The organism is Microcoleus sp. PH2017_12_PCY_D_A, assembly GCF_020738565.1.
GTDB lineage: Bacteria > Cyanobacteriota > Cyanobacteriia > Cyanobacteriales > Microcoleaceae > Microcoleus.
Map to the genome: position 1 here is coordinate 45,858 of NZ_JAEQCI010000041.1, position 14,245 is coordinate 60,102.

The 14,245-nt window shown below is 47.5% G+C and carries 14 protein-coding genes and 1 tRNA gene; 6 read left to right on the forward strand and 9 right to left on the reverse strand.

Annotated elements, in window-relative coordinates:
* Nucleotides 1-172 precede the first annotated feature (172 nt).
* Both JGK39_RS13155 and JGK39_RS13160 read left to right on the forward strand, forming a co-directional pair.
* Nucleotides 173-982 (forward strand): segregation/condensation protein A, encoded by an 810-nt coding sequence (locus tag JGK39_RS13155; RefSeq protein WP_293253663.1) that lies wholly within the window; start codon nt 173-175, stop codon nt 980-982.
* A 435-nt stretch (nt 983-1,417) separates the two neighbouring features.
* On the forward strand, nt 1,418-2,581 hold the full coding sequence (locus JGK39_RS13160) for an NDP-sugar synthase (RefSeq protein WP_293253660.1): 1,164 nt from the start codon (nt 1,418-1,420) through the stop codon (nt 2,579-2,581).
* A gap of 308 nt (nt 2,582-2,889) precedes the next feature.
* Here JGK39_RS13160 and speA read toward each other — a convergent pair whose 3' ends face one another.
* The 4 genes from speA to JGK39_RS13180 form a co-directional block, all read right to left on the reverse strand.
* Nucleotides 2,890-4,899 carry a biosynthetic arginine decarboxylase gene (gene speA, locus JGK39_RS13165; RefSeq protein WP_293253657.1) on the reverse strand — a complete coding sequence of 670 codons (2,010 nt, stop codon included), beginning with the start codon at nt 4,897-4,899 and terminating at the stop codon, nt 2,890-2,892.
* A gap of 161 nt (nt 4,900-5,060) precedes the next feature.
* Nucleotides 5,061-5,255 carry a hypothetical protein gene (locus JGK39_RS13170; RefSeq protein WP_293253654.1) on the reverse strand — a complete coding sequence of 65 codons (195 nt, stop codon included), beginning with the start codon at nt 5,253-5,255 and terminating at the stop codon, nt 5,061-5,063.
* 55 nt (nt 5,256-5,310) lie between these two features.
* A complete protein-coding gene (locus tag JGK39_RS13175) occupies nt 5,311-6,498 on the reverse strand; it encodes a helix-turn-helix domain-containing protein (protein ID WP_293253651.1) in 1,188 nt (395 codons plus the stop codon).
* Between the two features lie 372 nt (nt 6,499-6,870).
* Nucleotides 6,871-7,461, reverse strand: a complete 591-nt coding sequence (locus JGK39_RS13180; RefSeq protein ID WP_293253648.1) for a DUF3611 family protein — start codon at nt 7,459-7,461, stop codon at nt 6,871-6,873.
* Nucleotides 7,462-7,627: 166 nt separating this feature from the next.
* Between JGK39_RS13180 and JGK39_RS13185 the strand changes: the two genes are divergently transcribed.
* The 4 genes from JGK39_RS13185 to JGK39_RS13200 all read left to right on the forward strand — a co-directional run bounded on the left by JGK39_RS13185 (nt 7,628) and on the right by JGK39_RS13200 (nt 9,127).
* Nucleotides 7,628-7,798 (forward strand): hypothetical protein, encoded by a 171-nt coding sequence (locus tag JGK39_RS13185; RefSeq protein WP_293224763.1) that lies wholly within the window; start codon nt 7,628-7,630, stop codon nt 7,796-7,798.
* A gap of 307 nt (nt 7,799-8,105) precedes the next feature.
* The gene (locus JGK39_RS13190; RefSeq protein ID WP_293253645.1) at nt 8,106-8,252 is read left to right on the forward strand and encodes a hypothetical protein; all 147 of its coding nucleotides are present in this window, start codon (nt 8,106-8,108) and stop codon (nt 8,250-8,252) included.
* A 35-nt stretch (nt 8,253-8,287) separates the two neighbouring features.
* Nucleotides 8,288-8,584, forward strand: coding sequence for a hypothetical protein (locus JGK39_RS13195; RefSeq protein ID WP_293253642.1), 297 nt, complete (start codon nt 8,288-8,290; stop codon nt 8,582-8,584).
* 114 nt (nt 8,585-8,698) lie between these two features.
* Nucleotides 8,699-9,127, forward strand: coding sequence for a heavy metal-responsive transcriptional regulator (locus JGK39_RS13200; protein ID WP_293253639.1), 429 nt, complete (start codon nt 8,699-8,701; stop codon nt 9,125-9,127).
* A 319-nt stretch (nt 9,128-9,446) separates the two neighbouring features.
* Here the strand turns inward: JGK39_RS13200 and JGK39_RS13205 are convergent, their stop codons facing one another.
* The 5 genes from JGK39_RS13205 to murA all read right to left on the reverse strand — a co-directional run bounded on the left by JGK39_RS13205 (nt 9,447) and on the right by murA (nt 14,196).
* Nucleotides 9,447-10,469: a fused MFS/spermidine synthase gene (locus JGK39_RS13205; RefSeq protein WP_293295819.1), complete on the reverse strand. Its 1,023-nt coding sequence runs from the start codon at nt 10,467-10,469 to the stop codon at nt 9,447-9,449.
* 131 nt (nt 10,470-10,600) lie between these two features.
* Entirely contained in the window at nt 10,601-11,485 is an 885-nt protein-coding gene (locus JGK39_RS13210) for a DMT family transporter (RefSeq protein ID WP_366048668.1), read from the reverse strand.
* A gap of 177 nt (nt 11,486-11,662) precedes the next feature.
* Nucleotides 11,663-11,744, reverse strand: a tRNA-Leu gene (locus JGK39_RS13215).
* Entirely contained in the window at nt 11,723-12,595 is an 873-nt protein-coding gene (locus tag JGK39_RS13220; RefSeq protein ID WP_293253633.1) for a M48 family metallopeptidase, read from the reverse strand. Before JGK39_RS13220 ends, JGK39_RS13215 begins: the two co-directional genes overlap by 22 nt.
* Nucleotides 12,596-12,819: 224 nt before the next feature.
* Nucleotides 12,820-14,196 carry a UDP-N-acetylglucosamine 1-carboxyvinyltransferase gene (gene murA, locus JGK39_RS13225; RefSeq protein WP_293253630.1) on the reverse strand — a complete coding sequence of 459 codons (1,377 nt, stop codon included), beginning with the start codon at nt 14,194-14,196 and terminating at the stop codon, nt 12,820-12,822.
* Nucleotides 14,197-14,245 lie beyond the last annotated feature (49 nt).

Consider the following 14,245-nt stretch of genomic DNA (forward strand, 5'->3'; position numbering starts at 1 on the left):
TACAAACCTTACTTATGGCGGTCAATCACAAAAACGGTTCGTAGTCCGGACTTGAGTCCGCCACTTGAGAGCGGACTGAAGTCCGCACTACAAACCTTAGTTATGGCGGTTAATCGACCGGAGATGATATCAACCCTAAATCTAAAATCTAAAATCTAAAATCTAAAATCAAATGGTTGTTTCCAGAGACCCTGATGGTTTAGAAACGATTTCTGAGGGGATCGCAATTTTAATCGACTTAGCAGAACGGGGAGAAATCGATCCTTGGGACGTTAAAGTCATTGAAGTGTTCGATCGATGTTTGAGCAAGCTTACCAACGCCTCTGATGCCGATCAGAGTTCGGATTTCTCCGATTTGTCTCACTCGGGCCAAGCGTTTTTGTACGCTTCAATGCTGGTTTTGCTCAAAGCAGAAAGTATAGTCCTCTGTGAACCCCCGGCGCCAGAATTGGACGAGGCCGCCCTCGAAGACACAGAGCACTCAGGAGGGCGACATTTGCCGCAGCACCTAGAGCGGCAACTGCGCCGTCGCGGTGTAGCTCAACTCCCACAAAAACGCCCGGTGACTCTCCCAGAACTGATTGAGCAGTTGCAGCTTATGAAAGCTGCGATGGAGCAGAAAGTTGCTCCCCGGCGCCGCCAGACTTCAAAAATGCGATCGCAAGCCGCCCAGGCTATCTTTGAGCTGGCTCACCAAGAAAATCTCGTGGAAACTGCTAGCGAGCTCGATCGATTTCTGGCTGAGCGGGGCCAGGAAATTGACGAGGGTTGGCTCGACATGGACAAATTGCTGGAACTGTGGCATCATCACGGCTTTAACTCCTCTGTCCACCCAGAAACCCCGCTATCGACCGAGGAAGTTCATTTACCAAAGTATGACCGCGTGGGTGTTTTTTGGGCGTTGTTGCTGCTCTCGGCTCAGTCTAAAGTAGAGTTGCTTCAAGAGGAGTTTTACCAAGACCTCAAAATCCGGGCGCTTTGAGCTTGGATCTGCATCAGATAGGCTTATGGGGAGGGTTTACCAGTCTCTGGAACTCTTGACCGGACGAACCGGTCTCTAGAGCAATTGTAGGTGCATTCACCCGGACTTGAGATTATTTCTGATTTCTGATTCCTGGTTGGTCAAATCCAGGCAAATTGGGCTAAATGATTGATAGCCTGGTACGATATCGCCTATAAACAGGTCAGTCGATTTTAGATTTTATATTTTAGATTTTAGATTTACTCGCAGCGCAGTGAATCTGAGAGCTTGAACTAGCGTCTAAAATTTTGAAATCGACCCGGACGCTCGCGTCGGAAACTTATACCCGTTTTTGGGCGGGGTCAGGATGGTGCTGCGATCGATCGCATCGATCGCAACCGCTAGCATCTAATTGTTGAGTTGATATCAATTAACAGAGGGTTGAGGAAGTTAATAATGAAAGCGATGATTCTGGCGGCCGGTAAAGGCACTCGCGTCCGTCCCATTACTCACACGACACCAAAACCGATGATTCCCATCCTGCAAAAGCCTGTGATGGAATTTTTGGTTGAATTGCTCCGCCAGCACGGATTTGACCAGATTATGGTCAATGTTTCCCACTTAGCAGACGTGATTGAAAACTACTTCCGCGACGGTCAAAAGTTTGGGGTACAAATTGGCTATTCTTTTGAAGGGCGAATTGAAGACGGACAAATGATTGGAGAAGCCGTCGGTTCGGCTGGCGGTATGAGGCGAATTCAGGACTTCTCACCGTTTTTTGACGATACTTTTGTGGTGCTGTGCGGCGACGCTTTGATTGACTTGGACTTGACTGCTGCTGTGAAGTGGCACCGGGAAAAAGGGGCGATCGCTACTATTGTAATGAAATCTGTTCCCCGCGAAGAGGTTCCCAGTTACGGAGTCGTCGTAACAGACGATTCTGGCAGAATTAAAGATTTCCAAGAAAAACCTTCTGTAGAGGAAGCTCTGAGTACCGACATCAACACTGGTATTTATATTTTTGAACCAGAAATATTCAATTATATTCCCGCTGATACGGAATATGACATAGGTTCGCAGTTATTTCCCAAGCTGGTCGCAGCAGACGCGCCTTTTTACGGCATTAGCATGGACTTCGAGTGGGTGGATATCGGGAAAGTTCCTGACTATTGGCGGGCAATTCAGAGCGTGCTGTTGGGAGAGATTAAAAATGTTTCGATTCCAGGAATTGAAGTGCGCCCCGGCGTTTACGCTGGTTTGAATGTAGCTGTCAACTGGGACAAAGTTGATATTACCGGGCCTGTTTACATTGGTGCGATGACGAAAATTGAAGACGGAGCAAAAATTGTCGGCCCGACAATGATCGGCCCGAATTGTTGGCTTTGTAGCGGGGCGACTGTAGAAAACAGCGTGATTTTTGAGTATTCCCGTTTGGGCCCGGAGGTGCGGTTGGTTGACAAACTGGTGTTCGGGCGCTACTGCGTTGACAAAACCGGGGCGGCGATCGATTTGCAAGCGGCGGCTCTCGATTGGCTGATTACTGATGCCCGTCAAGTGTTACCAAATATACTAGGAGAAGAGCGACGGGCGATCGCAGACATTCTCAGCACTGCTGACTAATTGGTAATTGGGAATTGGGAATTGGTAATTGGTAATTGGGAATTGGGAATTGGTAGTTGCTAAAGTTCTTCGTTTGCACTCTACCTAATCAGTTATCAACTAATGACTAATGACTAATGACTAATGACTAATGACTAATGACTAATGACTCATGACTCATGATATCATGTCCGGTCAATTACCCGCAATACAAAAGGTTTGTAGTGAGGACTTTAGTCCTCTCCAAATGCGGACTAAAGTCCTCACTACAAACCAAACTTAGTACGGTCATTCGATCGGACATGATATCACTCATGACTCACGACTAATTAAGATTGGAGATAAGTATATTGGGTGAGACTCCGCTCGTAATTTTGCAGTAAAAGTTGAGCCTCCGAAAGAGTAATTTTATTTTGCTGCAAAGCAGATTCTGTCTGACGGCGGATGCTTTCAACCAAACTTTCTGCATCGTACTGTACGTAGCTGAGAACTTCTTTCATCGTGTCTCCCTTCACAACGTGTTCAATATGATATCCCGAAGGAGTTAGCTGAATGTGAACCGTATTTGCATCGCCGAATAAGTTGTGAAGGTTGCCCATAATTTCTTGATAAGCACCTCCCAAAAACAGCGCTAAATAGTAAGGTTCTCCAGGTTTGATTGTATGCAGTTCCAGAACTGACTTGACATCTCGCAAATCGATAAATTGGTCGATTTTGCCGTCGCTGTCGCAGGTGAGATCTGCTAAAATACCGCGCTGAGTCGGTTCTTCATCGAGCCGGTTAATTGGCATAATAGGAAACAATTGGTTAATAGCCCAACTGTCTGGCACTGACTGGAAAACAGATAAGTTGATGTAATAAATGGACGCCATCACCTTTTCTAAGTCTTCCAAATCTTCCGATACATAATCTTTTTGCCGCGCGATTGTCTGTATCTTATCGCAGCAAGCCCAGTACAACTGTTCGGTTTTCGCCCGTTCCGCAATTCCTAGATAGCCTAAGTTAAATAAACTGACTGCTTCTTCCTTGAATTGGATAGCATCGTGATAGACTTCTTGGTAATTTTCGGGACTGATAGATTGGTAAATTTCGTAGAGGTTGCGCGGAATTTGGTGCGCGTTTTCGTCTACCGGTTCTGGTACTTCTCTGGGAACATCGCTAGTCCCGAGTACGTCAAAAACTAAGACTGATTGGTGAGATGCGATCGCCCGCCCGCTTTCGCTAATGATAATTGGTACAGGAATTTTCCGCTCGTCACAGGCATCTTTGACTCCCGCTACTACGTCGTTGGCGTAGTTTTGCATATTGTAGTTTTTGGAAGCGTGGAAGTTGGTTTTAGAGCCGTCGTAGTCAACGCCTAGCCCGCCACCTACGTCCAAATATTTCATGTTAGCTCCCAATTTAGCCAATTCTACATAAATGTGGCTGGCTTCTCGAATGGCGTCTTTGATGACGCTAATTGAGGAAATTTGAGAGCCGATGTGGAAGTGGAGTAACTGCAAACAGTCGAGCATTCCAGCTTTTTCTAGTTCGTTGACTGCGCGGATAATTTCAGGAATTGTCAAGCCAAATTTTGCCCGATCGCCCGTGGAACCTCCCCAGCGGCCAACGCCTTTGGTAGTGAGTTTGGCTCGCACTCCCAAAACCGGTTTAATTCCTAATGCTTTGCTCGCGGCGATTGCAAGTTCTACTTCCTCAATTTGTTCCAGCACAATTACCGCAGTTTGACCGAGCCGCTGCGCTAAAATAGCGGTTTCTATGTATTCGCGGTCTTTGTAACCGTTACAAATTAACAAAGCGCCTGGGGTTTTCAAGGTCGCCAAAGCTATCATTAATTCTGGTTTAGATCCGGCTTCCAGTCCGAAGTGATGGGGTTGACCGAACCGCACCAAATCTTGAATTAATTGTCGGTGCTGGTTGCATTTGACAGGAAAGACACCGCGATAGACATTTTTGTAATTGTAGCGGGCGATCGCTCTGGCAAAACAGGAATTTAGGCGATCGATCCGATCTTCCAAAATATCAGAAAAGCGAATCAGCAGCGGCAAAGCCAAATTTCGCTGTTTGAGCGATTCTACCAGTTCGTACAAGTCCAGGGAACCGCCGCGATCGCCCTTGGGAGAGACTGTAACGTGACCGGCAGCATTAATCGAAAAATAGGGTTCGCCCCAACCTTGAATTCGGTACAGTTTCTCGCTATCTTCTATTGTCCAAGATTTTTGTGGCACTTGAGAAGCGGCTACCAAAGCACTGTGCGATACAGTCAAACTCGTGACTGTTTGTGCCTGAGTCGATAGCGGCTCGATATCGGAGGAAGCAGCGGTGGCTGGTGAACTCATCTTATCGGAAACCTCTTTTAGGACTGGTCAAATAGATAGTTTATCGCACATATTGGGTTTCCTGATGTACTTGAAAATTCACTTTGGGTGCAAGGCTGAGCGATTTGAGATTTGAGTTTTGAGTTTTGACTCCACAGATAGTTCAAGGTGAGGGATTGAACTTAAAATCTCAACCGCGATTGTTCTCCACGACTCATGTCTTCAAGCTGTGTATCCCATGTGGGTGAACTCCGAAACTCTGTTTCCGAGTTCAACTGCGCCAAGAGTCTTGTCGGACGATCGATCGCCCGACACACTCTCACCCAGTCCAATTTAGACAAGAAAGTTCGATCGGCAAAACCCTGCAAAAAAAACATACTGCGATTGCTTCGTTCCTCCCAATGACAACCGCTTACAATCGCGGATTGCACTCTAACCAAAAATCACCTCCGGCGGTGCCATGTCAGCCCCCATAATCATGCCCCCGTGACTCTTAGACTTCTTCACGCCCGGTTGAGGCGCTTTTTCTTGGCTTTTTGGAGACGGTGCAACAGAGGCGGGCGGTGTCACCTGTGGCTCCACTGCATTTGCTCCAGGTACGACGGGTTGCTGCGACAACCAACCCACACCCCCTATCGCCCCAGCCATCAAAGCAGTGTAGCCGATGTACAAATGCACGGGACGCATTTGAAAGCCTTCGCCGGAGTCGGAGTTGGAAGCAGACAAATAGCTACTGGGAATTATTGGACTCGGAGCCGGTTTTGGCAAAGCATTCGCCATCGCGGTGCCGTCTAGCCCTAAGGCGTCGCCCAATCTGCGGATAAAACCTCTAACGTAAATATCTTGGGGCAGTTTGTCGATTTCACCATTTTCGATCGATTCGATGTGGTGCAGCGGCACGAGAGTTTGACTGTGAAGTTGCTGGAGGGATAGCGATCGAATTTGCCGTCCCTTGCGTAACTCTCTACCCAACTCCCGCAGGCACTCTTCTCGCTCTTGAACTGCTAAAGCTGCTGTCTCTTCCTTGGTAAGTTTTTTCTGCTTCTTGGGAAAACCGAACCCTGGCAAGGATTTAGCCGGGGCGATGACAGTTGCAGGTGCAGCCGAATCGACTTTAATTTCGTCTTTAAGCGCTTCTTTGTTTTCTTCTAAAGTCTTAAAATCTCGATCGCAATTTTCAGTCTCGGACTCTGTTTTAACAGGCGCTTCCACAGTAGCACTGCGCCAATAGAAAACAGGAGCAGCTACTGGTGGCTCTTCTTCTCTAACATAGGATGCGGTGTCACTTGGAGCCGGAACAGTCTCTTGGGCGACTTGCATTTCCGTTTTGCTTGGAGCCACAACAGTCTCTTGGGCAACTTGCATTTCCGTTTTGTTTGATTTGCCAAATCGATCGAATGCGAGCTTGACAGCTTCTCTGCTAACTGCTCTAATTAAAATTTCGGCAGCAGAGGCTGCTTCTCCCAACATTGTTTGCAAGCTAGCTAGAGCTTGACTGTAGGTGTCGCTACAGAGGAGTTCAGCTTCTATTTGACCGAGGACAGAACGAAAACTTTCTTGAGAAACTTCAATAGTTGCGTGATCTGTCACCCCAAAATAAGCCTCGGGTTTCAGTGCCATGATGTTTGTGTTGTCTTACTAGAAGGTATCTGAGTATGTTCTTCTAAGGCTTGGCAGTGATTCCGGATGTGGGTTGGGGGATAGTGGGCATGGGGCATGGGGCATGGGGCATGGGGCATGGGGCATGGGGCCCAGAGGGCATGGGGCATGGGGCCCAGAGGGCATGGGGCCCAGAGGGCATGGGGCATTAGTAGGCTCTCACAAATAACCAATAACCCATAACCAATAACCAATAACCAATAACTAATAACCAATAACCAATAACCAATAACTAATAACCAATAACTAATAACTAATAACCAATTCCCACTCATGCCCCATGCCCCATTCCCAATGCCCAATGCCCAATGCCCCATGCCCAATTCCCCAAGACTACTGCTTGTGAATGCGATCGAGCAACCAAAGAGTACCGATAATCCCGACAAAGTGGGCAACAGTGGCGTGAGTATTGGCTAGCACCACAAATATGTCTAAAGGCTGAATAAATCTGCTGAAATCGACTGCCGCACCGAACAAAGCTTGCGGCTGAGCTAAAGATTTGGCTAAAAGCGTGCCGCTGATGGCTTCTGCGCCGATCAGCGTCAGCAGCATTCCTGATAAGTTGCTCATCAGTGTCAACCGCACCTGTTTGATCGTATCTGCTTTTTTGGGGCGGACAGCATTGGCGGGCGATCGCAATTCTCTCGACAAGCGGGTGAAACGGAAAGCGCGATATACGCTGTAACCGAGCACTGCCAGCCCGCAAAGGGCAAAAAAGACCCCCCCGCCGGTGCCGGCACTGGTTGAACTCCCAGGGGCGGTGGCGCTCGGGATAGCAAAGGGGATGGCAAAGAGCAAAATGATCGTCGCTACCACCGCCAGCACTGACTGCACCCAGAAGCACACCCAGCCTGCTGTCCGAAGGGCAAAGGCAACTCGCTGTGCGGCTACCGGAAGCTTATCGTTATCTAACTGATTAGTCATATTTTGAACGGATATAATTGAGTGGCTTTAATTGGCAACAGTTTTTTTCAGCGCGGACGGTTGATGGCGGTTAACCCTCTTTATAATGGAAGCAGAAATGTTTAAGATTTGTAACTAACATTCGATTTCACATTTGAATAGCGTCGATCGCAAGGTATCCAAAGCAATGACACAAGTACAACCCACCGTCACTCCCAAAGTGGAACAACCAAAGTTTGGCTTCAACAGCTACGCGGAACGCCTGAACGGTCGAGCTGCGATGATTGGTTTTTCCCTAACTTTAATTATCGAGTATGTCACAGGGCAGGGGTTGCTGGCCTGGTTAGGTCTCAACTAATTTTAGCAAGGGCGCGGTCAGCCGATTTTAGATTTTAGATTTTAGATTTTAGATTGAGTCCACAGATTCATCTGGAAGGTTGAACAGGAGTCTAAAATTGGGGGGTTAACCAACCAGCGAGCGTTGAGGGCAGGGTACCCGTTTTTAGGCGGGTCAACCTCACACTTGGTCTGGACTGTCACTCGCAAGGGTGTCACGCTGCTGGCCGCGACCACTTCGGGAATTGATTAGAATATTAATTAGGAACAAGCCCAACGACAAGTCGATCGAGAAACATCAGTTTATAGAATGCAAGAGCTAGCTTGGGATGGGTATCTCGGATGAAATTTTGATTGGACAAGCTTGGCAATTTGGCCTCGCTCCCGTACAATTCCCGACAGGCGAGAAGATTAATTTAGGTGAAGCTAGTTTCAAAGCTAGAAATCCCGATCGCACCGCCAACTCTAAGTTTTAGAGATTGTAGATAAATATAGAACAGAGTAAAACCACATGAATGCTTCGTGGACGCGACTTTTGAAGTCAGCTTACCGTAAAGAGCCAGTTACCAGCTTTGTTTTGACAGTGGGCGTTGTCGATGCAGCTATTGGCAGCATTGGTGCGAGCGGCTCTTTATTGGCTTTTGGGCTGGGTACTGCTGGGGTGGCGCTGGCCCTCCGTTGGTGGCAAGTTTACCGCTCTGAAGCCGAACAACCCGCCCCTGCTGCCGAATACTATCTTCCTCCTCAGTCTTCTCGACCTCAGTTGCCCACGCTCAACAACGTGTCTAAGAAAAATCCTCCTTATTAAGATTAGCGAGCAACGGCGACGGGGGTGAGGTGGCGATCGCCACTCTGCATCTAAGGCAATACTAAACATAGGATCAAAAAAGTCTTTCGATCTTGGATCTTTGAGGCTTGGTGTATGAATATTTCTGTTGCCGAGAAACTGTACAAAATTGGCTCTGTAGCGGGTTGTAGCGGTTTGTCGGTGAAAACTGTTCGTTACTATGACGAGATGGGCTTGCTGTCTCCGGCGGTGGAGCGATCGCCCGCTGGTTATCGCTTGTTTGGGGAAGCGGTATTCAACAGGTTGGCGTTTATTAAACGATCTCAGGCTCTCGGTTTGAGCCTTCAGGAGATTAAGGATATTTTACAGGTTCGCGATCGGGGAGAATTGCCTTGCTCTGAAGCGAAGCAGCATCTAACGGCGAAGGTTGAGGCAATTTCCGGGCAAATTGCAGCGTTAGAAACTTTGAAAGGGGAATTGCAAGGCATTCTCAACCGCTGGGAAGAGCAACCCTCGCCGGAGTGCATTACTCGCACCATTTGTCCGAACATTCAGCGGGATTGAGCAACGGCAGAAAGATACAAAAAAAGGGAAGGAATTATCGGTTTCCTTCCCTTTGTTGTTTGGTTTGTGGTTTGGTGGGCGATCGTTTGGGCGATCGTGCTGAGCTTTTAACTTTTTTCGGAGAGTTTGCTGTTGCTTTTTGAGCTGTCGAGCTCTAGCCGAGCCGCCTTTGCCTTTGGAGTTTCTACCCTCGCTGCGGGGAGACTCCCAACTTTTTAGTCTCATGTTTTTATTTGTGTGCACTACTTATATATTACACCTCCACCATTTCACTGTCAAGTAGTTTTTTTAATAGCAATTTCAAAAATCAATGCAACAGTCAGTCCAAATATTCCCTCGGCATTGCACCATCCGTAAAAATTGGCAGCGTTTCCCAAATTTTTACCCATTCCGGCAATTCAGCTACTGTTTTGAGCTGAAGCGACATTTCAATTAAGGAAAATTCTAAATTGTGGAAATCTTGAATAAGTTCGGCTTTCAAGAAAAATTCATTTCTAGCTAAATCTGGAGCATTAGTCGCGAATGCTATGCTGTTACCAGCATCTAAATTGCATATATATACTTGTGCGAACACAGTTTGAAGGGTTTTCACCGCCGCTGCATTAAACTTTTGTTTGTGAAACAGGTGAATAGCTACAACGCCCGTATTTGACAAGTGAGTTGTGCAGAGTTGGTAAAATTCTTGTGTCACCAATTGATAGGGCATATAACCGCTACCAAAACCAGCATCCACAATAATTATATCATTTTTTATGGTGGGCTTTTGTTCGGCAAGATATTGACGACCATCTTGAATGGCTACTTTTAGCCTGTCATTTAATTGAATGCCAAAAAACTTTTGAGCAACTTCGACAACTGTTGCGTCAACGTCAGCAGATTCGACTATCGCGTTAGGGAAATAGTGATGCAAAATTCTGGGAAGAGTGCCACCGCCAAAACCGATTATATAGATATTTTTTGGTTGGCTTTTCCAGAGTAATGCTAGCAACATTGCCCTGGAATATGGAAAAATTAATTTAAGTGGATTGTTGAGATCGAGGATTGATTGAGCAACACTTGTACTTAAAGTTTCTCGGTCTACTAAAACTAGGAGCAAGCACGATCTATCTTTTTTGACAGCTACGATGCTGTCGCCGGAATTTTGCTGAAATATGATGCCGTCTGGCTGTTTTTGGAGCCAGTCAATCTGTTGGTTGGCAATTGCTAAATAATACCAATTATCTAAGATTGTGCAACACTTTTCGACCCCCCCTAGCCCCCCCTTGCTAAGGGGGGGGGACAAGAATACTGTTATTTCGTTGAAAATTGGTATAATTATTATTGTTTTGCTTGCCTGCATCATGATTCATAGTATTCTAAATTAGACGTTTGAGATTAAAAGTTGATGACTAAAATCGTGGTTTGGATCTGAGGTATAGTTTCATTATTGTTGAGCACTTGTCTAAAATCTAAAATCTAAAATCTAAAATCGAATCACTTCAAACCCAATAATAGCGCGATTCCGCCGATCGCCCAAACCACGCCCAAAACAGCCCGGAGACTAACCTTTTCGCCCGCGAGAACCGCTAAAGGCAGTACAAACAGGGGACTGGTAGAACTCAGTGCTTGAGCGATGGCTGCGGGTGCATATTTCAGGGAAGTCTGTTGCAGGAAAATTCCGAGATAGGTTCCCAAAAAAGCTGCTAAAATTATTGCACCTAATATTTTTGGTGCTTTTAATTGTTGGAAACTGTTCAAGTTAGTGGGGTTGAGAAAGCACAGCATGACTGCCATACCGCCGCTCAAACGCAAGGCCGCTGTCCACAGGGGATCGACATCTATTTGAGCGAAGGCGGCGCGGGATAAAACAGATCCGGCGGCGTGGGCTGTTTGTCCTAATAAACTAATCCCTAATCCTTGCCAAAGATGTTTTGATGGTAAGGTTGTTTCGGCTGTTCTTTCGGCAATCACCCAAGCGATGCCGGAGATTGTTAAAAAAATACCTGTACAAGCAATGGGCGATAGCTTTTCTTGCAAAAATATCAAGCCTAATAATGCTGTTAAAGGGGGAGATAGGGTTTCTAAAAGCAAGGCTCGCCTCGCGCCTAAATATTTTAAGACGATAAAAAAAGCGGTGTCTCCGATGCCAATTCCTAGGGCGCCGCTGATGAGCAGCATTGTTAAGATATTGGGGTTGACTGCTGGTAAGGATTTGCCTAAAATTATTACGGTGGCCAGGAGCATGATCAGGGCGATCGCGCCTTTGAGCAAGTTTAGTACAACTGCCGGGATTTGCTGTCCGACTCGCTGCCAAATTGTGGAAGATAGAGCCCAGACAAATGCAGCGCCTAAAGCGGCGATTTCACCGATAAAATTCATGTGATTTTAGATGTTAGTTGTCAGTGTTCGTAGTGAGGAATGCGAGTCCTCTAAATTTTATGAGGACTAAAGTCCTTACTACAAACCAGTAGCGCCCTGAAGCACCTTCGGAAATAACATAAATTAGGGTTCCAGACTTATCATCTGGAACCCTAATTTATTAAGATTTTGTGGTAGTGGGCGGGGAGAGAATCGAACTCTCATACCTTTCGGTGTCAGATTTTGAGTCTGATGCGTCTACCAATTTCGCCACCCGCCCTTTTTGGTGGTTTCACTATCATAACACACCGATCGACTTTCTGCAAGCAAAGATTCATAATTTTTTGAACTTGCCCAGCGATCGATCTCTTTGGCGCGCAATACTGGTACAGGATGGGACAACTGAGCCGTTTGAGCTTGCTTGAGCATTTCCCCCAGTTCCGTGCTGCTGAGGTCATCGTAGGCCCGCGCCTGCGCCAAAAACGCATCGAGATTCAGTTTCGGAGCTAAAGTCGGCGAACCTCCGGCCAGTTTCATCAGCACTGATGCTACCACTCTTGGGTCTTGGGTGGCGAGCAAGGCGGCGCGATCGCACGTAAATTCTGCACACCGCAACCATTCCAACATTTGCGCCTGCAAACCCTGGGCGAGTATCGTTCCCAAAGGCGAAATTTGACCTGCGGCCAACACAATTAAATTAGCCAGAGTCAGGTAAACTCCGTGCTCGCACTTCAAATGACCCAACTCGTGAGCGATTACGGCTTTGACTTCCTCGTCTGTGAGCAAATCAATCAGCGAAGTGTGCATCACCACAAAAGGCTGTTTTCCCCGCATCGCAAAGGTGTAAGCATTGGGCATCGGATGCTGGCGGACATAAAGCTGCGGTACTTCCAAATCCAGAGTTTTGCAAGCATCCACCAGCAATTGATGCAGGTGCGGTAATTGATTTTCGCCGACTTGAACGCTGGAAGCCAGATTTTCGAGCATGAAAAACTGTTCGCCAAGTTGTCCCAGCAACTGCCGCACCATCAAATCCAGGCCGGGCAGTTGTTTGAGTGCGTTGGTGGCTTCCAAGTCTAGCGGGTGCCGAAACTGGTCTGCTTTTAAACCTCGGAGGGGGATGTTCGACATTTTAGTCCTGAGTCATTAGTCATTGGTCATTAGTCATTAGTCATTGGTCATTAGTCATTGGTCTTTGATTGATAGGTCAACCGCAGATCTAAGGCAGATTAACACAGATAAACGCAGATGCTTTTCCAGATAATTTGCGAATGAAAGCAATCTTGTCTACTGGCTAATGACTGCGAACTAATGACTAATGACTACTGACTGCTGACTACTTAACAGTTTAAGCTCTATCGCACGGGATTGACAGGAAACTCAGCATTAGCGGGGTCTGTGCCCTCTTTGACTCGCCGCAACTTAGCTCCCAATTTTTGGAGTTTCATTTCTAACTGCTCGTAGCCGCGGTCTAAATGCTGCAAGCTGCTGATGGTGGTGACACCATCGGCTGCAAGTCCCGCGATTACCAAAGCCGCCGAAGCCCGCAAATCCGTTGCGACTACGGGCGCACCCGACAGCATGGGGACTCCGCGCACTACGGCGACATTGCCTTTAACGCGAATGTCGGCGCCCATGCGGTTGAGTTCTGCTACGTGGCGCAAGCGGTTCTCAAATACGGTTTCTTTGATCATGCTGTCTCCCTCGCTCAGCGTCAGCAAAGCCATAAACGGAGCTTGCATATCTGTGGAGAAACCGGGGTAAGGCAGAGTTTCAATGTCTGTGGCGGTGTGAATTTTGCCGGGAATTATCCGCACCGTGTCGGATTCTACAATAATTTTCGCCCCCATTGTCTGCAATTTGGCAATGACTGCGGTCAGGTGGTCGGGAATTACCGACGACAAAGTGATTTCTGAGTGAGTGATGGCTCCTGCTAATAAAAATGTTCCGGCTTCGATGCGATCGGGAATAATTGCATAGTCTACCGCGTGCAGTTTCTCAACTCCCGAAATGACGATCGTATTCGTGCCCGCGCCTTGAATTTTTGCTCCCATGGCGCGACAGAAATTCGCCAAATCGACGACTTCCGGTTCTTGAGCGGCATTTTCAATTACGGTTTCTCCTTCGGCTAAAGTCGCCGCCATCATCAAAGTTTCAGTGGCGCCGACGCTGGGGTAGTCCAAATAAATTTTGGCTCCTTTCAAGCGGCGGTTCGGCCCTTTGACGTAAGCGTGAACTGTACCGTGCTCGATGTGGACTTCGGCGCCGAGGGCTTGCAGGCCCCGAACGTGGAGTTCTACAGGCCGGGCACCAATGGCGCACCCACCGGGTAAAGGCACTTTGGCAAATCCCAAACGCGCTAGCAGCGGCCCGATGATGAAGAAGCTCGCCCGCAGTTGGCTGACTAATTCGTAGGGGGCTTGAGCATCTATGAGGTTGCTGGCGTTCATATCTAAAACGTCGCCGTTCTGCTGTACTTTGACTCCTACAGCCGAGAGAATTTGTCCCATGCGGGCGACATCGACCAAAGCGGGAACGTTGCGAATGTGGCAATCGTCTGGGCATAGTAGAGCCCCAGCCATGACGACTAAGGCCGAGTTTTTGGCGCCGCTGATTTTGACTTGTCCTTTCAGGGGCTGGCGACCCCAAATTTGTAATACTTGTTGGTCGCTTTCTGGTGAAGCGGACAGGTTAGACGAGTTTTGAGCTGGTGTAATGATTTTGCCCTCCATATTTGTTTCGCTACTTTATACATTATTAATTTTGGTTTCGATTTTACCG